Genomic DNA, 23835 nt, shown 5'->3' with positions numbered 1-23835 from the left:
CGGCTCGGCGATCGAGTTAAATCATCTTGCATTTTCGCCGACGACGATCGTGTGACTCGCTGATTTTGCAAGGAACTTTACTTTTTGAATTGACTTTGAAGAAATTCAGGCGCGATCGCACAAAAATTGAGTGACAAACTGAAAAACTTCTGTACAATCCTAGTCTTGATGGGGTTAGATTTCCAGCGATTTTCCCGCGAATTTTTGATCCTTTTCTAAAAGATTAGCCGTCACATAGATTTTCCCAAATCGAACGTCCGAATCCAGGCTCAAAGGTTTATCTAAAGTCTCCCGTTCAATTCGCTTTTGTAATGGTTTAATGAGTGAGTCCAAAAGCCAGGTGACGGTCATCACCCCAGGACACTAAGGAATTACAGCATGGTTTTATTGGTAACAGATGTATTTGTCCTCTTAACCCAGGTTCTGCTCTGGGTCGTCGTCGGGCTGTTTGCCTGGTACGTTTTGCTGAGGGCACTACCCAGGGTGTTTTTAGGTGGGTTAGTTCTTTTGCTGCTGCTAGGTGTCGCGGCACTCACCTTTTATCGAGGATCGCCCGAACAGGGACTATTGGGAGACATTTGGCGAATTATTGCCGTCCCCTTTAGCCCGATCGGACTCATTCTAATTCTTCTACTGATTGCTTTTTCGCAGGTCTTTCGCGGCAAAGGGTTGACCAAAACAGGGATCAACCTGGTACGAATTGCCGTTCCGCTGCTGCTGATTTTGAGCATTCCAGCGGTGTCTTACTTTTTGGCCCAGCGAGCCGAATCGGAGGCCCTTGAGATCACTCGTCCCGCTCCGACGGAGGCTCTGGGGGGCGGCAGACGGGTAATTGTGGTCTTGGCTCAAGATACGACTCGCCTTCAGCTGCGTCCGCGTACCCAGCCGATTCCCGACCAAGCCCTTCCTCGAACCACCCAGGCCCCTTTGATTCCACCGCCTGAGCCACTCAATGAAAGCACGTTTGGAATTTTGGCGAGTCAGCCGATTCAGTTGACCGAGCGAGGAAACCGTCTGACTTATGCAGGTCAGCTTTACGCCGAAGAACGGGCCCGCGGCACGGCTCCTCTAATCGTGGTCACGGCTGGAGAAACGGCCCGCGAACGCAAAGAGGGTGACACGCGAGAAAACACGTCTGAAGCGAGGGCAGCCAGCACCTATCTGCAAAATCGATTTGGCATTCCTGAAGGCGACATCATTGAGGAGAGCCAGAGTCCGACGGTGCATGACAGCGCTGAGAATGTTCGAGAATTGCTGCGATCGCGAAACATTAGTTTTGGCAATCAACTGATCGTGGTGACTTCGGCGATCGAGATGACCCGCTCTGCGCTGACGTTTTCTAGAGAGTTTGCCAACGCTGGGACAAATGGTGCAGATGTCACGATCATTCCTCGTCCGACTGATTTTTATACGCTCCCGCCGCGAGATGCTCTTCGCCAGCGTCTTCGAGGTCGAGATCTGATTGAGCGAGGGTTCCGTCTCAGCGATCTGTTACCCAGCACCGACGCTTTTGCCCTCAGTTCTAGAGTCGTTAGCGAGTACGTCAACTCAATTTATTACTTCTTGCGCGGCTGGATTAGGCCTGTGAGAACGCTTTAGAAGGGGAAGAGTATTCTGCTTCATGAGAGATGAAATGGGCCAGTCTGCAAATCCTTCTGCGATTTTCCGATCGCTTCTTGTCCCTCAATAGCAGTCAAACAAGAAATCAGGAAGGTGAATGCTCTGGAGTGAGCAGGAACAATTCTTTCATTCCTCTTCTCTCTTCCCTCTTCCTCATCCCTCCTTTGCCGGATAGCGCTACGATGAGAAGTCGATCGCTCATTAAATCATCATGGCAAAGTCGCAGCTTAAGAAACTAGGGGTCTATTTGCGTCCTCATTGGCGAGATACGACGCTGGGCATTGTGGCACTGCTGGTGGTGAATGGGATTGGGGTGTACATTCCTTTGCTGATTCGAGATGGGATCGATGAGTTAGGGGTGACCTTTAGCTTTGATCAAGTTCTCCTCTATGGGGCGCTGGTGTTGGGGCTGGCCTCGGTGATGTGGGTCGTGCGGATGACTTCGCGGGTGCTGCTATTTGGGGTGGGGCGACAGGTTGAATTTGACCTCAAACAAAGGATTTTTAATCACTTACTGCATTTAGAACCTGCTTATTTTGGGGTGAATACGATCGGGGATCTGATCAATCGGGCGACCAGCGATGTGGATAACATTCGGCGGCTGCTGGGATTTGCGGTCTTGAGTTTGGCGAATACATTTTTTGCATATAGTTTGACGCTGCCTGCGATGATGCGGATCAATCCCCGACTGAGTTTGCTGGCGATTTCGGTGTATCCGTTTATGTTGATTTTGGTGAATCTGTTTAGCAATAAGCTGAGAAATCAACAGTTGGCGGTGCAAGAAGAACTCTCGACGATGAGCGAGATGATTCAAGAAGATATGAGCGGCATGGCGTTGATCAAGATTTACGCTCAAGAAGAAAACGAGCGGGGTGCCTTTCGACAACTCAATCGACAATTGTTGGATGCCAATCTGCAACTGGCGTTGACGAGAAATATTCTGTTTCCGATTTTGCAGGTGTTGGCGGGCGGGAGTGGACTGATTCTTTTGTGGTTTGGAGGGGGCGCGATCGAGCAGGGCGTAATCTCAGTTGGAGACTTTATTGCCCTGTTGTTGTATGTGGAGCGATTAGCATTTCCGACCGCGTTATTAGGATTCACCATTACGGCTTATCAACGCGGAGAAGTGAGTATCGATCGTATTGAATCTATTCTCACGGTGCAATCCAAAATTCAAGATAAACCGGATGCGATTTCATTACCGTTGTCTCAAGTCAAAGGCAGATTGACGGCTCACGATCTGACATTTACCTATTCCACAACTTCTCCTGAGAAGGCCGTTCCTGCGCTTGATCGCGTTAACTTTGAGATTCCGCCGGGTGAAACGGTCGCGATCGTGGGTGCGATCGGATCTGGTAAATCGACGTTGGCGAATGCGTTGCCGCGTCTGTTGGAAATTGCGCCTGGTCAGCTTTTGGTCGATGGCTATGATATTACGACGTTGAGAATTGAGGATTTGCGAAGCGCGATCGCCTATGTGCCTCAAGAGAGCTTTTTGTTTAGCACGTCGATCAAAAACAACATTCGATATGGCAGCCCGTTTGCCGAACAGTCAGCCGTGGAGTTGGCAGCGATTCAGGCTCAGATGCACGATGAGATTCTCAACTTTCCGCAGCAGTACGAAACGATCGTGGGGGAGCGAGGCATTACTCTATCAGGTGGACAGCGGCAACGAACGGCTCTGGCGCGGGCCCTACTCGTCGATAGTCCGATTTTGATTTTGGATGATGCGCTGTCGAGTGTAGACAACCAAACGGCGACTAAAATTCTTAGAAATCTTTCAGAAGGAACGGCCCGCAAAACCGTCGTATTTATTTCTCACCAACTGTCTGCGGCGGCAATGACTGATCGCATTTTTGTCATGGATCAGGGGCGAATTGTGCAATCTGGAACCCACGCTGCCCTGATTGAAATAGACGGACTGTATCGATCGCTCTGGAACCAAAACAAACTCGAAGAAGCGCTGAAGTAAGGAGGTGAATTTGATGAAGTTTTTTCGCTGCGTTGTTGACGGCTTCTGCCCCCCAACCTCCCAATTTTGGGAGACTTTCAGACAAGATTTTGGGTTCAAAGTCCCTCACTCGTGGGGGATTTGGGGGGCCGCCTGGATTTGTGACTGGAGCGAGGAGATTCATTGAGTTCGTGTTGAATTAGCGGAGCGATCGAATCGTATCCATCACGACTTGAGCCACGCGATCGATTTCCTCAAGGGTATTAAATCGACCGATCCCAAACCGAATCGACGCATAGGCTAACTGATTCGACAATCCCAGCGCCGTCAGAACGTGAGAGGGTTCGATTTTTGCCGAGGTGCAGGCTGACCCCGAAGACACCGCGACGACTGGCTGCAATCCTAATAACAATGCTTGCCCGTCTACGCCTTCGACACTGAGGTTGAGGTTTCCGGCGAGGCGTTGGGTGGGGTGTCCGTTGAGATGAATGCCGTCTAGCTGACTGAGGGTTTGCCAGAGGCGATCGCGCAGTCCTAAAATGCGTTCTGACTCGGCTGGCATCGTTGCAATAGCTAACTCGACTGCTTTGGCAAATCCGACGATTTGAGGGGGATACAGGGTGCCCGATCGCAGACCTCTTTCATGTCCGCCACCGTGCATTTGAGCCGCAAGCTGAACTCGTGGATTTCGTCGTCGCACATAGAGCGCACCGATGCCTTTGGGCGCATAAACTTTGTGCCCCGTTAGCGACATCAGATCAATCTTCATCGTCTCGACATTGAGGGGAATTTTGCCGATCGCTTGCGCTGCGTCTGTGTGGAATAGAACCTGATGTTGACGACAGATCGCGCCAATTTTTTCTAAAGGTTGTAGTACCCCAATCTCATTATTAGCAGCCATGATCGAGACGAGAATGGTGTCCGATCGCAGCGACTTTTCTAACCGATCTAAATCTAATAGTCCATCTGATTGGACGGGTAAAACTGTGACTTCAAAGCCTAAAGATCGTAGATAATGACAGGGATCAAGCACTGCACGATGTTCAGTTTCCGCTGTGATAATGTGTCGCCCCTGACCAAAATAGGCTTCAGCAATACCTTTGATGGCTAAATTATTCGCCTCGGTTGCGCCACTGGTAAAAATGATTTCTTCGGGTGTTGCATGAATCGAATTGGCTATCTGAATGCGCGATCGTTTCACACTTTCTTCGGCTTCCCATCCATACGCATGACCCACACTTGCCGGGTTACCAAACTGCTCGGTAAAGTAAGGCAACATCGCAGATAAAACGCTTGGATCGACAGGCGTAGTCGCGTGACAATCGAGATAAATGGGACGTTGCATCGATCTTATGGATTGAGCCATTCTAGTTTCTAGGGTGCGACGCTTCGGGTGTCATCAGGTATCAATTATCAAACCTATTTTTTAGGCAGTCGTCGCGCCGTGTAAAACTCCTTAATTGGACGAAAATTGGACGAGTCACTAGGTACGACATCGTACTGAACTCGACTCACAGGAACTTTATTATGAGAACAAGGTTAATTTGAACTCGCGATAGTGACGACTAGTTTTTTGTGACTATTACAGGTTTCAACATAAAAACATCTACTGATCGTTACAACTGATTGTATTCTAAACAACCCTCTCAAAAAATGCTTCGCTGGATTATTCACCTAATGTTACAAGGATTATTAGGAGTGACGTACTATTCTTTGGCGCTTGATGGTTTGAGAATTCTGGTGGTTGACCATGATGAAGATTCTAGAGACTTGTTAACAACGTTGTTTTTAGGATATGGCATCACAACTTTGACGGCAGACTCCGCCCAAAAAGCCCTGGAAATTGTCGAAAGAGACAAGCCTGACTTGCTAATTAGTGAATTGTTGTTGCCCTACGAGGATGGGTATTCGCTGGTGGAAACCTTGAAAGCTAGAGTGCCAGAGATGCCGAAGATTGCTTTGACGGTTTGTGCCAGCGATCAAGATCGAGATCAGGCACTTGCTGCGGGCTTTTATGATTATTTGATCAAGCCATTTGATTTTGAAAAGTTACTGAGTATGATCGCTTTTCTGATGCCTCAGTTTGCATATGTCTTAGAGGTATCTTAGGCAATGGGCAACTTTCTGATCAACGTCTTCCTTCAAAAGCGGGCTAAGAAAAAGTTGCACATCGCCTTATTTTCTTAAAGAACATTGAAGAAAGAACATTGAAGAACTGAGACGCTATTCAGATGATATAGAACGATGACTGCAACTCTGCCCATAGTCGCCAATTGTGTAGTTGTTTTGTTCATATTAAGTTTCTCTGACGATCGTCGTGGGTCAGGTTAATTTTTTCTATTTTTGCGGTACTGTCTAGTAATCGATAGAACCAGTTCGTTTTGGACAGCAAAGCAACTCAGAACTTACTTTTGATGGCTGTTTTATCCAGGCAACAATTTGGTAGTTTGAAGAACATTGCGCCAGAGCATTGCCTCCTGAATTCGTTCTCAAAAACTGCCCCAAAAAATGTTCTGAAAAGGCTTTTATGGCTCCTCAAAATCAAATACTAGCCGCTCTGTCACCTCAGATTTATGAAGAGCTTGCACCCTTTCTTCGGCAAGTTTCGCTAGAGCAAGGAAAGCGACTTCATGACCCAGGAGAACCGATCGAGGCGGTTTACTTTCCGATCGATTGTGCTTGCTCAATTACACTCACCATGAGCGATGGCATTACGACCGTAGAAACGGCGATCGTGGGCTATCGAGATATGTTGGGAGTCAATGTGCTGATGGCAAAACAAGTCACGACCAGAACGACTTATCTAGTGCAAATTCCGGGTGATGCCTTCAAGCTGGATGCTCAGACGCTACGGCAACTATGCGAGCGATATCCAGAACTGCGCGATCAATTGCTCAACTACACACAGGCTTTTATTGCTCAACTCTCTCAAAATGTGGCTTGCAATCGCGCTCATACGTTAGATCAACGGTTTGCCCGTTGGCTACTCGAAGCCCAGGATCGGGTTAAATCCAATGAGTTTCGACTAACGCAAGACTTTATTGCAGAAATGCTGGGAGTGCGTCGGGCAGGGGTGACGGTAGCTGCCAACAAATATCAAGATCTGGGTCTAATTTCTTATCGACGCGGTGTGATCGAAATTCGAGATCAACAACGACTCGAAGCAATGTCTTGTGAATGTTTTAAAGCAATTAAAGCTGAATACGATCGCTTACTCGGTGCAGGGTGATGTGTAACAACTTAATTTGTCAATGCAGCAGATAGGTGCTATGGATCTTTGACCAAATCGAGTTGACGATCGTGCTTGCTTAGTTTCAGCTTTGTGTGATCGAGTTGACGATCGCGCTTCCTTAGTTTCAGCTTTGTGTAATCGAGTTGACGATCGTGCTTGCTTAGTTTCAGCTTTGTGTAATCGAGTTGATGAAAGCGCTTGCTTGGTTTCAGAACCCTGATCCTTTGTGACAAGGTTGTGTTTTAAGGTTACGGGCGAGGCTGATTCTTCATTTGATCGGTGGTTGAGGCTGGCGGTTCGCTTCGCAAGTTCCTTCGGAAACGAATTCGCGCCTAAAAGAACAAAGTCTGCCTTCGCAGACTAAGATCTATCTAAGGATTTGTTAATCCGCGACGGCGGATTTTGTTCTTGTAGTTTGAACCGCCCAGCAAAAAGTTTTGTCTTCCTCAAAAATTGAGTCTTCCAAAAAAACAAAAACTTGTGTAAGATGTCCGCAGGTGGAGACCACGCCCCGGAAATCTGATCTACCAAATCAGACCTCCGAGGACTTCCACCTAAGTTAATTGGACTAACTTTGGAGGCGTTTATGATTGTACTACGTCTGCTTTGCGATGGGATCTTGAAAGGTTGGAATCGAGATCCCGCATACAATTTTCATAACCGGGGAACGATCGAGCCATTGCTTTGGAGTTCTCCATCCGGAGAATCGGCGTTCCCGTCCTCTTTGAATTAAATGAGAGGATAAACAATATGGCAGTTAGGAGACAGCTTCCTGACGTGGTTTCGTTTAGCTTTGAGTTGCAATGCTCGTTGATGAGACGTTATCAAGTCACCGTGACCTTGGATTTGCAAGAACGATTGCTTTTTATGCCCTCTGGCATTCTCTCCGATGTGAGGGATTGTATGGACGAATTCGTTGACCAATTAGGCGAACTTGCCGCTCATCGACTGGCCCTGCTCAAATGGGATGGCACCCCCGATCTGACAACGGAATACCAAGTGATTCGAGTATTAGCAGGCTATCAAGTTCGGCGTTCTTTAATGAAGTTCAATATCGTCATGGGCGCTGGTTCACTCATTCATCTGGAGGAATTGCACGACAAACAAACGATTCAACTGTAAGAGGATGTTTGAAAAGGTAGGGACTTGCAGTTTAATACCATCCCAGTTAATTGAGTTAGATTTCGTCAACGCTGGTTGCTGAACTGGTATTTTAACGTGAATTCGATGAGAGTTTTTTCGCTTCGTTGTTCACGGCTTCTGCCCCCCAACCCCCCAATTTTGGGGGACTTTCAGAGAGGAATTCTGGTTCAAAGTCCCTCACTCGTGGGGGATTTAGGGGGCGTTCCTGGATCTAAAAGCGAAGCGAAGCGTTCATCGAACTGACGTTATTTTATTCTGGGGCAAGTCCCATATCGTTTATCGGGGGTTAAAACGACGTGAATTCGATGAGGTTTTTTTGCTTCGTTCTTCAGCGCTTCTGCCCCCCAACCCCCCAAAATTGGGGGACTTTCAGACAAAATCTTGGGTTCAAAGTCCCTCACTCGTGGGGGATTTAGGGGGCTGCCTGGAATTCACAACCGCAGCGAAAGATTTCATCGAATTCACGTTAAAACGATTTTTTGCGAATAAAACCGCCCGCTAGACCTCGGTTAGGATTGGCAAACTCAACCTCTTGCATATCGGTAAAAGTACAAGGAATCTTGGCCGCCCAACAATGCATATTGTCTTCAGGATAGAAATAGACAATGCCATTAGCCTGCTTTTCTAATACAGGCATGTCCTTCATTCGTAGTGGTAAAAGCAATTGAGGATAAGAATACCCGACAACCACTAATACAATAGTCGCCGAAAACAAATTGAATACTAAATCATGCGATCGTATCAACGATTCCGAAAACTTTAGGAAATGAAGAATACGATCAAACTGTTTCATAAAAATAACCGCCATTGACAACGCGAGCAAAAGCGCTACGTATGGCAAATTAAATCGAAAAAATGGAGAAGTCAACATCAGAAAGGTAATTCCTAAAATGCCGATCGCGGCTACCCAAATTTCACCTCGCAGCTTTGCCGCCTGAGTCACAATCACATAAAGCGCCGCCACGAGAGCCAGCACAATCAATGCCGCTGTGATCTTTTCGGTCGTTGATGTATTAAACCATTGCCCAATTGACCATATCCAGGGATTGACCCCCGCTGGCGGCGACCCATACCAGGTTGTCCAGCCATGTGTATTAGCGGCCGTCTGCTGCACTGCTTGAAAAGTCGGCGACCAGGGCAGATCAACGCAAAGCACCGCCGCCGGATAAAGCGGACAGCCCGACGTAAGAATCCCAGAAATCAGCATCGGAGACAACAGCAACAAAACAACTGCCCCGCCCCTGACAATCCTTCTCAAATTGACACCGGGATGAAAGACAAAAAACAGACTAGACATCACAACTAAAGGCAGCGCGGTCAGCTTAATCGTGAATGCCCCCGTGGCCAAAATCAGAGGAATCACCCGATCGCGTCGAGTTGCTCGTAAGGAATCATTCATCTCGTGGGTGACCAGGGTCGATCGAGACACCACCAACATCGACCAGCCAACAATGCCGACTAGAAAGGCGACGGGCAGATCGGGCGAAGGAGAAACCAAAATTTGTGACATCGGAACTAGCCAAATTGTGATCGGCAGCATGATCAATGCAAACGCGATCGCAAACAAATCGCTCAACCTTGCACCCATGAGGCTCTGTCTGAGGCAAATCAAAGCCTGCAACACCGCGATCAACAGCACAAAGCCATTCGTCACGGCACTCACCCGCGCATCAAAAATTTCAGCATTCAACGGAGCCGCCAGCGCAAACCACGACGATGTAAACCCCAGATTGGTAAAGAGCAGCGACAATCCTGGCACCGTTCCATATTCAGCAAGCCACTGAATCAGCCCATAGTGATAGTAGCCCGTGTCATGCCAAATCACCTGTCCAGTAGTGAGCGCAGCCACAAGGAGCGCCAATCCCAAAAAACCAATCATCACCCGATGCGGCACCCTTGCCCAAACCGCAGCCAGTTCCTCTCGTGTTTGTTGCCATTCTAGAGACGCAGCACTCAGCCCGATCGCCACCACGCCTCCGACCAAGGGAGACAGCGGCAAAATCAGAGAGGTCGCAAGTAGCGCGATCGCCAACATCACCAACCCCAACCAGACTGAAACAATGAGGCGATCGCCCGTCCGATCAAATCCGTTGTTGGGCAGTTTGTTGAGCAAGGCGGTGCCGATCGGGCAGCAGACGACAAATAAAATCAGCCAGACGACGATGAAGTAGAGCATGGGAGGGATGAGGGAGGAGGGAGGAGAGAGGAGGGAGGGATGAGATATTTTGTAAAGGGATGTGCCCTGGTTACCCTGAATCTTTTGGGCTGGGAGTTGTCCTCACATCATTCACCATTTGCAGATCGATTCTGCATTCATCTTTCGCAGGGGTTGTCTATTATTCCGCATTCCGCAGATTTCATGTTCTGTCTACCGCACTAACAATTTTGCTGGTTGCTCCTTTTCATAGGTAAACTCTTCGTAATAGGAGCGTTCTGTGTTGACTTCCCAGAGGTCGTGATGTTCACCAAACAGATTTCTCACCGCCAAAAGCCCCGTCAACATGGAGTGATCTTGATTGTTGTAGCGGTGCATTCCATTGCGTCCCGTGGTTTGTAGATTCTCGATCGTCTCCAAAAAGTCTTGAATCACCTTGAGGTGTTGGCGATAGTCGCGATCGTAGACTGGGTAGGCTTTGGGCTGACGCAAAACGACTCCATCTTCGACCTCGTTGGCGTTGGCGAGTCCCAGTTTTACCAGTTCACAGGTGGCCAGATCTAGTAGCTCGGTGTCTGACATTTTCCACAAGTCGTCGCCATCGTTGCAAAAATACTCCATGCCCAGACAGGTTTTGCTGGCATCGGGCACCATCGCCGGACTCCAATTTTTGAAGTTTTGAATGCGTCCGACATTGACATCGGGACTGTGAATATAAATCCAATTGTCAGGAAACAAATGGGAGCGATCGACAATCAGCGAGACAATCATAAACGCCCGATAATTGAGCGCGTTGGCAGCTTGCAGCACTTCATTAGGGGGCGGAGGATCGAGCCGTTGAATCAGCGCAGAAATCGGCATACTCGAAATAAAGTGATCACCCGAAAGCTCGATCGTTGCTCCATTTTGTCGGACTGTGACGCTTTGAATGCGATTGCCTTCTCGCTTAAGTTGAGTCACGCCAGCATCTAAACTGACTTCTCCGCCCTGCTCTTCTACGGCGGCTTGAAAGCGCTCCCACATCATGCCAGGGCCTAAAATCGGATAGTCAAACTCTTTGATCAGCGTTTTGGTATGGTTGGTTTTGAACAAGGCATTGATCACGGCCGTCATCAGTGACAGTCCTTTAATGCGTTGGGCGGCCCAATCTGCCTGAATCTTATTACAAGGAATTCCCCAAACCTTCTCGGTGTAAGTCTTAAAGAAGGTGAGAAACAGCCGTCGCCCAAAGCGATTGGTCACCCAGTCTTCTAGCGTTTCTTCTTGGGGACAGGGAAAAATTTTGATTTTGAGATAGCTCAAGACAATCCGCACACTTTCTACAATGCCGAGCTTGAGTAGGGTGTCTGAAATCTCTAAAGGGTAGTTAAAGAAGCGATCGCGGTAATAGATGCGAGAGAGGCGGGGCACCTTGATAAAGTCGTCTCCCATGACTTCTTGCCACAGTTTTTGCACCACGTCTACTTTGGTAAAAAAGCGATGTCCTCCAATGTCAAAGCGGTATCCTTTGTAGGTTTCAGTTCGGGCAATGCCACCCACTTGATTAGACTTTTCTAGAACGATCGGCTGAACGCCCCGTTTTACTAACTCATAAGCGGCCGTCAGCCCAGCGGGGCCCGCACCAATAATCACCACTGGATGATGTTTCACCTAAAACCTCAAATCGTTGTTGAAATGTAGAATAAAGCGCTTATTCAGAATCTAATAAACTCATGGGTTTATCCTCGTCCTGACAGAGAAACTCTCTGATTTGAAATCGAGCCGATCAGTTGGGGGGCCGCGATTTGGGGTTGGAGTTTGAATTGGAGGGAACCGATCGCAAAGGCTAACCCGCTATACCCAAAATAGAGCCAGTGCCAGGGGATCGCTTGTAGCGCAAATTTCATGCCTCGCTCGTGATAAAAAAATCGGTATAGAGACGCATTCAATCCAATCAGCGTCAAGGCACAAAGGGCCGTTAGCATCAGGGCACTCGACCACCCGCAGGCAAGGATGAGGGAAAGCACTAAGCCATACACTGAAACTACACTAATGCGGCTAGAAGTTTGCAGGTTGAGGTCGTTGATAAACTTGCCGTCTCGCCAGATCAATCGCGTCCAGGGTAAGGCTCGATCGTAGAAATCAGCTTTGAGCAACGATCGCACTCCCCAGCGTTTGAGATGTTTGACCTGTACCTGTTTGCTGAGACGGATTCGATAGCCTGCGCGTTTGAGTCGATAGCCTAGTTCAATATCTTCGATCGACGGTTTGTGATAGCTTTCATCAAAGCCCCCGATCGCCAAAAAGACCGGCCGCCGAATCGCTCCACAAGCGCCCCAAAACGTAGAAGCTTCTTCGCTGGCAGTCTGGTGAGTGTAGTGATGCAGCAGATTTTTGTATTGCGATAAGAAGTTGGATGCGCCCGGTAAATCGTCGTAAGAACCAATCAGAGCAGCACGATCGGGGTAGTGGTCAAATTCACGAATCACCTGTAACAGCGTGTCGGGTCGGATAGCCACATCAGCATCCATAAAAAATAGCAGTTCACCTTTGGCGGTCAGTGCCCCGACGTTTCGAGCATGTGCTGGCCCGCGATTGATGGGCAGTCTGATCACGGTTGCCCCAAATGTTTTGGCAACTTGCCAGGAGTCGTCCGTCCCGGCATCATCGACGACGATAATTTCTGTTGTGGGTGGGGCGCATTGACTAAGACTAGAGAGACATTTGCGAAACGCTTCCCCGCCGTTGTAGACCGGGATAACGATCGAGATCGAGGGTGAGAGTCCAGGAAAATCCATTATGGTCAGTGAGAAGCGTTCGTTGAGTATCTAGGGGGTATGGTATTCGACGCGCCTGAGTCATGGTACTTACAGACAACATCTTTGTAGAGTCTTCTAACTGATCCGTATTTTTTTGTTGAATAAAAAGATACCATGAACCTGAGATGCGGAAAGCACCTAAAGCTGACTCTGATAGCACAGTCGGGTTTTCTACAAGTTAGTCAGTTACACTTTATGAAAGCTTTATATTGTCTTGAGGAATCCACAGAGGAGTCGATCGCTGATCTGACGGGACTTGAGCGCAGATTTGGATGGGGAACCAAAAGACCTGCTTTTGAGGAAGGGTTGAGCTTGAATGCGGGGCGTGTCAAAGACAACAGTCAGGTGAAGGACGCTAAATCGCTCCGTCCGCAAAATGACTAAAGTTTTAATTAACCGATCGTCATCTCAACCCATTCGAGCTAGGATTTGTCCAACGTGTGAAATGTGACATCCCGATGTGAAGAGCCAATCTGCAATTGCCCTGTCTTTACCGCTTGTCTCAGTGATTGTTCCGGCATACAATGCGGCAGCTTTTATTGAGAGAACCTTGACCTCAATTCTGACCCAAACTTATCAGAATCTAGAAGTGATTGTGGTCGATGATGGCTCTCAAGATAGCACCGTTGAAATCGTCGATCGCCTCTCTAAAACCGATGAACGAATTCTCTTAGTCAAGCAGCAAAATGCAGGCGTTGCGGCGGCTCGAAATCGGGCAATTCAACTAGCCAAAGGGGAACTAATCGCCCCGATCGATGCGGATGATCTCTGGTATCCTCACAATTTAGAAAAGCAGGTTCAATGCTTATTAGCGTCTCCTGAATCGGTGGGCTTGGTTTATAGCTGGTCGATCGATATTGATGAGCAAGATCAGCAAACGGGAGGATTTCACGCCGCGAAAATTGAGGGGAATGTTTTTCAAACGCTGCTGTGCCACAACTTTTTGGGAAATGCCAGCGCTACGTTGATTAAAGCAGGCTGTTTTGAGAAAGTGGGCGGCTACAATTGTCAGCTAAAAGCACAAAATGCCCAAGGTTGTGAAGATTGGGATTTGTATTTGAGAATTGCCGAAGGGTATGAATTTCGAGCCGTCCCTGAGTTTTTAGTCGGTTATCGTAAGATTCGGCAAAGTATGTCCTGTGACTATTCTTGTATGGCCCGATCGCACACTTTAATGCTGCAATCTATTCGAGAAAAACATTTAGAAATCCCCAACTTTTTATATTCATTATCGAGTAGTAGTCTCTACTTATATTTCGCTCATCAAAGTTCTGATTGGGGAGACGATCGTACAACCTTGTTCTGGCTTTTTGAAGCGGTTAGAGTTGATCGAGTTACTCCATTTTTACGAGTGGGATACTATCAATTATTAATAAAAAGCTGGTTCGGATTCTCTCGTCCTCATCGACAAGCTGCTTCAAGCAAACGAAATAGAGCCAAAGTGTTTCTCAAAGTGCTTGTGGGAAATGGGTTGCAAACGCTGCTTTCACGAGCGGGACAAACTGGACGATCGACATTATCTGAACATTCTTCTTAAGGTGCTGCCCTTCATGACTTCTGCACTCACCCCGATTAAAGTTGTCGAGATTGAATTGGGACAGCCGATCGCTGCCTTTGATGAACTACACGGCTATGTCAGGCTTCAGGCATTGGTAAGACTGTATGGGACTGCGATCGGATGGATTAACGTTCCGATTAGCAATCATCAATGTTCAGCCGATTACCTTGAGCAACAGATTCTAGAACAGCATTGTGATTCAATTATTCAACAGCTTCTATTCAATCAATTATTGAAAGGATTACCTGAAAAACTACAGTTTGATGATCTACTCAAATTTCCGCCAATCAGCCAACAGAAAGCTTTACCGTCTGTCACCGTTGCAATTTGTACGCGCGATCGCACCTCTGATCTCAATCTTTGCCTCACTTCACTTTGCCAATTAGACTATCCCAACCTGGATTTATTGATCATCGACAACGCACCCAGCAGTGACGCAACTGAGAAATTAGTGCAAACTTATCCCCGCGTTCGCTATGTGTGTGAGCCGCGTCCGGGACGAGACTGGGCCAGCAATCGAGCCATTCTAGAAGCAACCGGAGACATTTTGGCTTACACCGACGACGATACGGTGGTCGATCGCAACTGGGTAAAATCACTCGCTCAAGTGTTTGTCGAAAATCCTGAAGTGATGGCGGTGACGGGGCTGGTCGTGCCTTATGAGTTAGAAACCGACGCTCAAGTTTTGTTTGAGATGAATGGCGGATTTGGACGAGGATTTCGGCGACGGTGGTGGCGAGTCGGCCGAGGACAACCTATGCACTGGACGCAAATGGGAACGGGCAACCTGGGCACCGGGGCAAATATGGCTTATCGGCGCAGTGTGTTTGACGAGATTGGCTATTTTGATCCTGCTTTGGATGTGGGTACGGTGACGAATGGAGCAGGCGATCTGGAGATGTTTTTTCGCATTCTCAAAGAAGGTCATACGCTGGTTTATGAACCCAGTGCGATCGTGCGTCACCGACATCGACGAGACTATGCCCACCTGCGAACTCAACTCGCTCACAACGGTAGTGTTTATGCGTTTTTTGTGCGAACGGCGATCGTCTATCCCGAAACGACGCTTTCTCTGATTCGTCTAGGGTTGTCGTGGTTGTGGTCGGGTCATTTGCGTCCGTTGATGTTGTCCTGGTTGAGTCCGACTCGATTTCCGCGTGACTTGATCGTGGCTCAACTTTGGGGTTGTCTGACAAGTTTAGACAAGTATCCAAAATCTAAAAAGATTGCTGATGAGATTGCTAAAAAGTTTGGAAAATCACCCAGCGATCGAGCCAAACAATCCACACCTATTCAAAAAGAAGTCACCGACAAAATTGCAGTTCGTGCAATTGAAATTACACAGCCTTTAGAACCGATTTACAACGTTACAGAAGTTGGTAAAGTCCGCGTCTTTGTCATGAAGCAGGGGTCACCTTTGGGACAAGTTGATATTACAAATGACTATCAACTGATTAGCGTGATGCGATTGGGAACTGAAATCGTAGAGACATTGAGTTCAAAATTATGGAGTTCAAAATTATGGAGTTCAAAATTATGGGAATCTGATCGCGTTCCCTCTGCAACACTCCCCACGCATGTATCAGTCTCGATCGTGATTGGCACCTACGATCGCCCGGATGATCTGCGTCACTGTCTCCAAAGTTTGGTGTCTCAGACGTTTCTGCGATCGGTCGAAATCATCGTGGTCGATAATCACCCAGCTTCGGGATTGACAACGGCGATCGTGAGCCAATTTTCCACTGTGCGCTTGATTGAGGAACCTCGTCAAGGAGTCGCCTACGCCCGCAATGCTGGAATTGTTGCCAGTCAAGGAGAGATTATTGTCACGATCGATGATGATGTCACGCTGTCGATCGACTGGCTCGAAAAACTCATTGCTCCCTTTGCGCGCGCCGATGTGATGACCGTGACGGGAAACATTTTGCCCCTGGAACTAGACACCCGCCCCCAACAGCTTTTTGAACACTACGGCAACGGCGGACTCGGACGCGGATTTGAGCGATTTGAAGTCAACGGCGACTGGTTTGAGCGATCGCCCTTTCACGCCGTCCCCACCTGGGAATTAGGAGGCACTGCCAACGCCGCCTTTCGAGCCAGCATTTTTCGCCATCCCGCGATCGGACTCATGAACGAAACCCTCGGCCCCGGAATGCCTTCGGGAGTCGGAGAAGACATCTATCTGTTCTACAAAGTTCTCAAAGCAGGCTACACGATCGTCTACGAACCGACCGCCTACGTCTGGCACAAACACCGCCGCGAAATGTCTGCCCTGCGTCGTCAGCTATACAACTACAGCAAGGGTTTTGTCGGCTATCATTTGACCACGGTACTATGCGATCGCGACCTCCGCGCTTTGGGCACCCTGCTCATCTTCTTGCCGCTTTACTACCTCAAACGTCTGTTGCTCTGGCTCAAAGGAGACCGCTTTTACCCCCTGTCACTCATCTGGCTAGAAATCGCCGGAAACCTGGCTGGGCCGTGGTCACTCTGGCGATCGTGGCAGCGAGTCGATCGACAAGGACGCACCCAAGTTCAAACACCCGCCTCACCCACCAAAACCGTAGAAACAAGGCAAACCTAAAATCTCATCCCTCATCCCTCATCCCTCATCCCTCATCCCTCATCCCTCTTTCATCCCTCCCCATGTCCAATCGCATCAAAGTCACCGATATCGAGTTAAGCCGTCCGTTAGAATCCATTACTAACCTGGAGGGCTATCAGTTTTTGCGCGGTCTGGTTAAGCTGCATGGAAGTCCGATCGGTTATATTCAGCTTCCAGTCAAGCGGGGAGAATGTTCGGGACACGCCATCGCTCAAGAGATTTTTCCTCAGTTTGCGGAAGCGATCGGGCGGCAGTTGATCAACTATCGATTAGCCGTTCCAGATTCTAGCTGGCAAATTGCGGATTTACTCAAGCTGGCTCCGGTTGAAACTCAGAATTTGCCGTCTGTCACGGTTGCGTTTTGTCCCCGACGATCAACGGAATTTGATCTCACGGATTGTCTACAGGCACTCCAAAAACTTGAATATCCCAATTTAGAAATTCTGATTGTCGAAAACGCTCCGCAGAGTGACGCACTTCAAAAAATCGTGCAGCAGAATTATCCAGCTTTTCATTGCCTCTACACCGATAAAGTCGGACTCAATCAAGCGCGAAATCTGGCGATCGAGAAAGCACAAAGCGAAATCATTGCCTTCACAGACGAACAGGGCCTCGTGGATACAAATTGGATTGGCGCGATCGCCACCTCGTTTGCCCAAAATCCTCAAGTCATGGCGCTCACAGGATTGGTAATTCCTGACCAGATCGAAACCGAAAATCAGGCACTCTTTGAGTTTTGGTATGGTTTGGGGCGAGGGTGCGATCGACGCTGGAATTCTTCTCTCAAATCCTGGAGCGATCTGGGCACGATGCAGCTAGGTTCTGGGGTGAATATGGCCTATCGTCGCAGATTGTTTGAGCAGATTGGCATGTTTGACCTGGCACTCGATCGCGACACTCTGACCGAAGGCGGCGGCGATTGGGAAATGTTTTGTCGAATTCTGATTGCCGGACAGACGCTTCTCTATGAGCCAAATGCGATCGTTCGGTATCGGTCTCCAGAGTATGATCAAGCGATGCGATCGTTTCTCACTCGCAATCTCACCAGCTTTTACGCTTACATTTACACAGGCATTGCAGCTTATCCAAAATTACGTTTAAGCTTTTTGTGTTTAGCGTTGTGGAAGTTTGCGCGGCTGTGTATTTCTTGGTTGCGCCCCTATAATCTGCCTCGCGATTTTATTATTGCTGAATTTCAGGGCGTGTGGCGCAGTTGGCAAGGCTACCAGCAAGCAAGACAGACCGCCCCCATTCATAAAGTTGTGCCGATTGAACCCACACCCAAATTAATGACCACGCAGGCAATTGACTTGAGTGATTTACCCGATTTGCTTCCTGATTTACTTGATATCACAGGCTACCAAGCCACTCGAATTTTTGTTACCGAAGGTTCGACATTCATCGGTTCTGTAGACATCAAAAATCAGGTTGCACCCATCAGTGCTGCTCAACTGAGAGACGCGATCGCTCACCAACTCACCTTCGATCTGCTCTCTCTTCCTCACCAGCGTAACCGCGAAACTGCCCGCAAAGCCTTAGATTTTCTGCTGACCCAGCATTGGACTCCGATCGCTAAACCGACCACTCCCCAACCCTCATCTGACCAAATTCCCGTCAGCATCATCATTACAACCTGCGATCGACCCACTGACTTATTGAATTGTCTCCATCATCTCACCGCCCAAAAAACGACTCGACCCATAGAAATTATCGTGGCCGACAATCGCCCAGATTCAGGCTTGACCCCGCCGATCGTCGCTCAATTTCCCCAAGTCAAACTCGTTCAAGAGACTCGAAAAGGCGGAGCGTATGGACGAAATGCGGCGATCGTCGCCAGTACAAGCGAAATCATTGTCACCGTCGATGATGATGTCACCGTTCCTCCGGATTGGCTCGAAAAACTGATTGCTCCGATGGCTCGTCCAGATGTGATGGTCGTCACGGGAAATGTCTTGCCGTTAGAACTCGAAACCCCCGCCCAACTGATGTTTGAAAAGCTGAAAAACGGTTTGAGCGCCGGATTTTTACCTTTAGAAGTAGATGGAAACTGGTTAGCCTCTTTTGAATATTCTCCGCCCGTCTGGGAGTTGGGCGTATCGGCAAATTCTGCGATGCGAGCCAGCATTTTTAGCCATCCGCAGATTGGATTAATGGAAGAAACCCTGGGCCCCGGAACGCCCGCCGCAGGTGCAGAAGAAACCTACCTCTATTACAAAGTTCTCAAAGCAGGGTACACCTTAGTCTACGCTCCCGAAGCTTATGTGTGGCATCGTCATCGTCGAGAACTGTCCGCCTTTTATCGTCAAATTTATGGCCAAATGAAAAGCTGTACTGCCTATCATCTCCACCTCTGGTTAAACGAAAAAGACAGCCGAGGATTGCGGCAGTTAGTCAACGTCATGCCTCGCTATTTTGTCTGGCGAATTGTCGATCGACTCCAGCGCAAACACGACACACCCTGGCTGTATCTCTGGCAAGAAATTTCTGGGCTGATTGCTGGCTCCTGGGGCTATTGGCAAAGCTGTCAACTCGTCAAACGCAATGGTCGCAGTCAGCCCTACATTCCAGTTGTAGAACGAACCAAATCCCTCCAAAATCAATCCTATGTTTCTCAAAAGTAGACGGTCAACCTTTTGGCAAAGACGGCAGTTTGTCTACTATCGAGATTTGCTGCGAGAGTTGGTTGTCCGGGATTTGAAGCTGTTGTATAAGCGATCGACCCTCGGTATCGCCTGGACGCTGATCAGTCCTTTGCTGCAATTATTAGTGTTTACGTTCGTATTCCGTCTGGTGTTATTGGTGAATGTTCCTCAGTATTCATCTTTTGCATTCAGTGGTCTACTCATCTGGACATGGACACAAACGTCTCTTTTTCAAGCTACCGGATTAATTACAGGCAATCGCGCTCTGGTTCGTCAGCCAGGTTTTCCGATTACTATTTTACCGATCGTCACCGTCACCACAGGTTTAATTCACTTCCTGTTAGCACTACCTGTTCTATTGTTTTTTCTAATCTTTGATGGAGTTCATTTAACTTACAATTTTACATTTTTACCCATCTTATTCGGATTACAATTTATTCTCACCGTTAGTTTTGCCTATCCCTTAGCAGCATTGAATGTGACCTTTCGAGATACTCAGCATACGTTGGGCGTTGTATTACAGTTGATGTTCTATATTCTGCCGATTTTCTATGATCTCAACAAAGTTCCTGAGCAGTTTCGATCGCTCTTTGCCCTCAATCCTCTGGTCACTTTACTCGAAGCCTATCGAGCCGTCTTAATCTATGGCACTCCACCCAATTGGCGATCGCTGCTAATTTTGGCTATCCTATCGGGCATCCTCCTTCCTCTGGGATATCGAGTTTTTAAGCGCCAGAGTGAACGCTTTGTAGAAGAAATTTAGACCCTCATGCAACCTGCTGTCACCGCTCACAGACTGAGTAAACGCTACAGTCGCTATCACGCTGATCGCCCCCGCACCATTATGGAGGCCGCCCTTTCGGGACATCGCCGCATGAAAGCGATCGACTACTTTTGGGCACTGCGCGAGGTGAGTTTTACGGTTGCCCCTGGTCAGATGTTGGGTGTGATTGGTCACAATGGAGCCGGAAAATCGACGCTACTTCAGCTTTTGAGCGGGGTGGTGCGTCCCCATGAAGGGCAGATCAAAGTCAACGGACGAATGGGCGCACTGTTGGATTTGGGGGCAGGCTTTCACCCCGATCTGACGGGACGAGAGAATGTATTTGTCAGCGCGATCGTGGCAGGCTTGACCCGACGAGAAGTGACCCGACGCTTTGAAGCGATCGTCAACTTTGCAGAACTGGACTCATTTATCGACAATCCTGTTCGCACTTACAGTACCGGAATGTTGATGCGGCTGGCTTTCTCGGTAGCCATTCACACAGAGCCAGATGTGCTGTTGATTGACGAATTTTTATCGGTGGGCGATGGCGCATTTCAGGGCAAGTGTCTCGATCGCATTGCTGATCTCAAATCAAATGGTTGTGCAGTTGTGCTGATTTCTCACAACGTTGAACAAATTCAGCAGCTATGCGATCAAGCTTTGTGGCTCAAACAGGGACAGGTCGAGGCTTACGGCGATCCCGAAGTGGTTGCAGGACGATATGCAGGCATTATGGATTTGCAATCTCACGCCAAAAAATTTCGCAGTTATTCTCGTGAAATAGAAATCACAGCAGTTAATTTATTCGATTCACGTCACAATTCTATTACTGAAATTAACAATGGCGATCCGATGACGATCGAGATCAACTACGAATCACACCAGCAGTTTCCATCTGTGATCTTCAGCGTTAGCATTAGTGATGAAAACGGTCAGATTTACTTCAACACCAATACATTCACTTCAGCATTGACGATTCCAATATCTGTAGGAATGGGAAAGATTCGCTTGTGTGTCGATCGCTTAGATCTCAGTGGTGGTCACTACTATGTTAACGCTGGCACATTTTCCCCCGATTGGAGTCTCACCTACGACTATCACTGGAACCAGCACCCGTTCCAAATCGCCTGGACACCCAACGAGCAAAGCCTCCTCTGTCCCCCCCGCCACTGGGAAATCGTCTCGCCCATTTCCCTCGATCTATAGCCCTCTTCAAAACCCACAAGTTTCTGGACAGAGAAACACAGCAAAGGATTTCAAAGTCCCCCAGAATTGGGGGGTTGGGGGGCAGAAGTTCCAAACAACGAAGCGAAAAAACTTCCTCAAATTCACGCTATTGAGAATTACCCCTTGATCGCTCCTCTCGCCATTTCCAAAATCCGGCCACAATTTGCCGTTCTGCTCGCTCAAAAATCTGCTGCCAGTCATACTGCTGTTCGACTAGTTGCCGACCGTTTACGCGCAGCTTTTCCTGGAGTTCGTCATCCGAGAGGAGTTGCAAAATTGCTTCCGCAAACGATTCTGGCTGGTCACGGATGAGTAGATGCACGCCCTCCACGATCGCCAACCCTTCACAGCCCAAACTCGTCGTCACCACAGGCAACCCCATCGCCATCGAGTGGAGAATCTTAATCCGAGTGCCGCCCCCAATTCGCAACGGAACGATCGTCATCTGACAATTTTGAGCCACATCACTCATCGTCTCAGGGTTGGCAATCACCCGAATTCTAGAATCCTGGGCCAGATCGAGAATCGTTTGAGGCGGGTCAGCCCCAGCCATCCAAAAACAAATGGTCGGGTCTTGCTGCCAAACGATCGGTAAAATCTTCTCCACAAAGTAGCAGGCTCCGTCAATGTTGGGATAGTAATTTAAGGTGCCGATAAACAGAATATTTTTGTTGTGAGGATTCTCTAACGGGGTCACTTCAGTAGTATCAATGCCGTTGTTTACCACGATTGTTGAACCAATATCGCAGCGACTTTCTAGCGTTTGGCGATCGCTCTCACTCACCACCATTCTGAGATTAAATTTCCGCCAGTATTCTGTTTCAAAATCTGCTAACAACGCCGACTCTGACTCGGATTCCAGAAATGCTTTTACTGATTCTGTTTGCGTTGCCAATTTATTTACTTCTACGTTGCCGTTAACTTCCGCACAGCGTTTTAATAATTGTGATTCAATATTATGTTCTCCCAATACACAATATGCATTTTGAAAAATATCTCGGTATTGTGCCATGTATATAAAATCACACAACACAATGTCAAAGTTAGCAGTCTGCAAAGTACTGAGAATCTTACGCATTCTCTGACTACTGTAGCGATGAATTAGTTTAGGCTGCTGAGGTTGTCGAGGGGGCGCATCGCCTAACATGACTGTGATTGACAGATTGCAAAAATGGCTCACCTCTGCCTCTAACCGATAGTCACCCTGCGAAAACACAAACGAAACTACGACTAAATGATGCTGACGGCTCAACGCTTGCATCTCATAAAACATGCGAGTAATTGCACCATGCTTAGGGGGATAAGTCGGATATGGCGTGACCATCAAAATTCGCAAAGACTCGCTCTTATTCACCTGCGTCCGAGAATGTTTTTGAGAATACTCTTGAACGTAAGCCTGAATTCTTTGATCCTGATCTTTGAGATGCAAAGCATAGTCTAGACAAGACCGAAGATACTCCATATTGGGGTGTCGTTTTAGCACCTGTTGGTAAACCTCGATCGCCCCCTCCACATCTTCTTGAGCCACCAACACCTGACCCAAATAATAATAAGACCAGGGAAACCCAGGAGCTAACTCAATAGCTCGACGCAAAGGCGCGATCGCCGCCGCCCACTGGCCCGATTTAAAACACGCCTCTCCCAATGTGAAATGAAGCCAGGAAACTGCATCGTTCAAATCAATCGCCTGCTGAACGGTCGCGATCGCCGCTTCCCATTTTTCCTGTCCGATCAGCGCTTTACTCAACCCATGATGCAACCAGGGCAAATTAGGATCTAAAGCGATTCCGATTTGACTTGCTGAAACGGCTTCTTTCCATTGACCCTCCCCCATGTAAGCCTCAGCTAACGTTTTGTAAAACCAGGGATTTTTTGAGTTCAATTCAATCGCTCGTTGGCAAGCAGCGATCGCCGCTGACCACTGTTCTGCCTGGACGAGGGCTTTGCTCAGTCGGTGATGAGCGCCCGGATTGGTAGAACTGGACTTGACGCTCAGACGACCGATCGCGACGGCGCTGCTTTTGTACCACTGTTTTAATCGCTGAATCACACTCATATTTTAGAAGTCTTTCGGTCAAGCTTTCAACTGTAGTCGTCGTCAATTACACTCGGAGATCACCCAGAGAATTGTGATCAAA

16 protein-coding genes are annotated in these 23835 nt (G+C 48.2%); 11 read left to right on the top strand and 5 right to left on the bottom strand.

Going from position 1 to position 23835, the window contains the following annotated elements:
• Positions 1-378 precede the first annotated feature (378 nt).
• Positions 379-1599, top strand: a complete 1221-nt coding sequence (locus tag ACKFKF_RS10745) for a YdcF family protein (RefSeq protein WP_446867712.1) — start codon at positions 379-381, stop codon at positions 1597-1599.
• 232 nt (positions 1600-1831) lie between these two features.
• The gene (locus ACKFKF_RS10740; protein ID WP_446867711.1) at positions 1832-3592 is read left to right on the top strand and encodes an ABC transporter ATP-binding protein; all 1761 of its coding nucleotides are present in this window, start codon (positions 1832-1834) and stop codon (positions 3590-3592) included.
• A gap of 178 nt (positions 3593-3770) precedes the next feature.
• On the opposite strand, the gene ACKFKF_RS10735 is transcribed toward ACKFKF_RS10740, so the two are convergent.
• Complete coding sequence (locus ACKFKF_RS10735) at positions 3771-4916, bottom strand: cysteine desulfurase family protein (RefSeq protein WP_446867710.1); 1146 nt, start codon at positions 4914-4916, stop codon at positions 3771-3773.
• 353 nt (positions 4917-5269) lie between these two features.
• On the opposite strand from ACKFKF_RS10735, the gene ACKFKF_RS10730 reads away from it, so the two are divergent.
• From ACKFKF_RS10730 to ACKFKF_RS10720, 3 genes are all read left to right on the top strand, one after another.
• Complete coding sequence (locus ACKFKF_RS10730) at positions 5270-5680, top strand: response regulator (RefSeq protein ID WP_446867709.1); 411 nt, start codon at positions 5270-5272, stop codon at positions 5678-5680.
• A 418-nt stretch (positions 5681-6098) separates the two neighbouring features.
• Positions 6099-6800: a Crp/Fnr family transcriptional regulator gene (locus tag ACKFKF_RS10725; RefSeq protein ID WP_446867708.1), complete on the top strand. Its 702-nt coding sequence runs from the start codon at positions 6099-6101 to the stop codon at positions 6798-6800.
• 753 nt (positions 6801-7553) lie between these two features.
• Positions 7554-7925 (top strand): hypothetical protein, encoded by a 372-nt coding sequence (locus ACKFKF_RS10720; protein ID WP_446867707.1) that lies wholly within the window; start codon positions 7554-7556, stop codon positions 7923-7925.
• 487 nt (positions 7926-8412) lie between these two features.
• Here the strand turns inward: ACKFKF_RS10720 and ACKFKF_RS10715 are convergent, their stop codons facing one another.
• The 3 genes from ACKFKF_RS10715 to ACKFKF_RS10705 form a co-directional block, all read right to left on the bottom strand.
• Entirely contained in the window at positions 8413-10122 is a 1710-nt protein-coding gene (locus tag ACKFKF_RS10715; RefSeq protein ID WP_446867706.1) for an LIC_10190 family membrane protein, read from the bottom strand.
• Between the two features lie 192 nt (positions 10123-10314).
• Positions 10315-11751, bottom strand: coding sequence for an NAD(P)/FAD-dependent oxidoreductase (locus tag ACKFKF_RS10710; protein ID WP_446867705.1), 1437 nt, complete (start codon positions 11749-11751; stop codon positions 10315-10317).
• 68 nt (positions 11752-11819) lie between these two features.
• Positions 11820-12878 (bottom strand): glycosyltransferase family 2 protein, encoded by a 1059-nt coding sequence (locus ACKFKF_RS10705; protein WP_446867704.1) that lies wholly within the window; start codon positions 12876-12878, stop codon positions 11820-11822.
• Positions 12879-13094: 216 nt separating this feature from the next.
• Here ACKFKF_RS10705 and ACKFKF_RS10700 point away from each other — a divergent pair, with 216 nt between their 5' ends.
• The 6 genes from ACKFKF_RS10700 (at position 13095) to ACKFKF_RS10675 (ending at position 21676) form a co-directional block, all read left to right on the top strand.
• Positions 13095-13283: a hypothetical protein gene (locus ACKFKF_RS10700; protein ID WP_446867703.1), complete on the top strand. Its 189-nt coding sequence runs from the start codon at positions 13095-13097 to the stop codon at positions 13281-13283.
• A 76-nt stretch (positions 13284-13359) separates the two neighbouring features.
• Positions 13360-14436, top strand: coding sequence for a glycosyltransferase family 2 protein (locus ACKFKF_RS10695; RefSeq protein ID WP_446867702.1), 1077 nt, complete (start codon positions 13360-13362; stop codon positions 14434-14436).
• Between the two features lie 13 nt (positions 14437-14449).
• The gene (locus tag ACKFKF_RS10690) at positions 14450-17041 is read left to right on the top strand and encodes a glycosyltransferase (protein WP_446867701.1); all 2592 of its coding nucleotides are present in this window, start codon (positions 14450-14452) and stop codon (positions 17039-17041) included.
• Positions 17042-17103: 62 nt separating this feature from the next.
• Entirely contained in the window at positions 17104-19683 is a 2580-nt protein-coding gene (locus ACKFKF_RS10685) for a glycosyltransferase (RefSeq protein ID WP_446867700.1), read from the top strand.
• Entirely contained in the window at positions 19667-20467 is an 801-nt protein-coding gene (locus ACKFKF_RS10680) for an ABC transporter permease (RefSeq protein ID WP_446867699.1), read from the top strand. The genes ACKFKF_RS10685 and ACKFKF_RS10680 overlap by 17 nt, the downstream gene beginning before the upstream one ends.
• Positions 20468-20473: 6 nt before the next feature.
• A complete protein-coding gene (locus ACKFKF_RS10675; protein ID WP_446867698.1) occupies positions 20474-21676 on the top strand; it encodes an ABC transporter ATP-binding protein in 1203 nt (400 codons plus the stop codon).
• 127 nt (positions 21677-21803) lie between these two features.
• On the opposite strand, the gene ACKFKF_RS10670 is transcribed toward ACKFKF_RS10675, so the two are convergent.
• The gene (locus ACKFKF_RS10670; RefSeq protein ID WP_446867697.1) at positions 21804-23753 is read right to left on the bottom strand and encodes a tetratricopeptide repeat protein; all 1950 of its coding nucleotides are present in this window, start codon (positions 23751-23753) and stop codon (positions 21804-21806) included.
• Between the last annotated feature and the right edge of the window lie 82 nt (positions 23754-23835).

The organism is Phormidesmis sp. 146-12 (genome assembly GCF_052939495.1).
This window is presented reverse-complemented; position numbering and strand designations above follow the sequence as displayed.

Coding starts and splice junctions, on each gene's coding strand:
- ACKFKF_RS10735 (WP_446867710.1), bottom strand. CDS start 4,916: ATGCAACGTCCCATTTATCTCGATTGTCACGCGACTACGCCTGTCGAT.
- ACKFKF_RS10700 (WP_446867703.1), top strand. CDS start 13,095: ATGAAAGCTTTATATTGTCTTGAGGAATCCACAGAGGAGTCGATCGCT.
- ACKFKF_RS10715 (WP_446867706.1), bottom strand. CDS start 10,122: ATGCTCTACTTCATCGTCGTCTGGCTGATTTTATTTGTCGTCTGCTGC.
- ACKFKF_RS10690 (WP_446867701.1), top strand. CDS start 14,450: ATGACTTCTGCACTCACCCCGATTAAAGTTGTCGAGATTGAATTGGGA.
- ACKFKF_RS10720 (WP_446867707.1), top strand. CDS start 7,554: ATGGCAGTTAGGAGACAGCTTCCTGACGTGGTTTCGTTTAGCTTTGAG.
- ACKFKF_RS10740 (WP_446867711.1), top strand. CDS start 1,832: ATGGCAAAGTCGCAGCTTAAGAAACTAGGGGTCTATTTGCGTCCTCAT.
- ACKFKF_RS10670 (WP_446867697.1), bottom strand. CDS start 23,753: ATGAGTGTGATTCAGCGATTAAAACAGTGGTACAAAAGCAGCGCCGTC.
- ACKFKF_RS10705 (WP_446867704.1), bottom strand. CDS start 12,878: ATGGATTTTCCTGGACTCTCACCCTCGATCTCGATCGTTATCCCGGTC.
- ACKFKF_RS10725 (WP_446867708.1), top strand. CDS start 6,099: ATGGCTCCTCAAAATCAAATACTAGCCGCTCTGTCACCTCAGATTTAT.
- ACKFKF_RS10745 (WP_446867712.1), top strand. CDS start 379: ATGGTTTTATTGGTAACAGATGTATTTGTCCTCTTAACCCAGGTTCTG.
- ACKFKF_RS10680 (WP_446867699.1), top strand. CDS start 19,667: ATGTTTCTCAAAAGTAGACGGTCAACCTTTTGGCAAAGACGGCAGTTT.
- ACKFKF_RS10685 (WP_446867700.1), top strand. CDS start 17,104: ATGTCCAATCGCATCAAAGTCACCGATATCGAGTTAAGCCGTCCGTTA.
- ACKFKF_RS10675 (WP_446867698.1), top strand. CDS start 20,474: ATGCAACCTGCTGTCACCGCTCACAGACTGAGTAAACGCTACAGTCGC.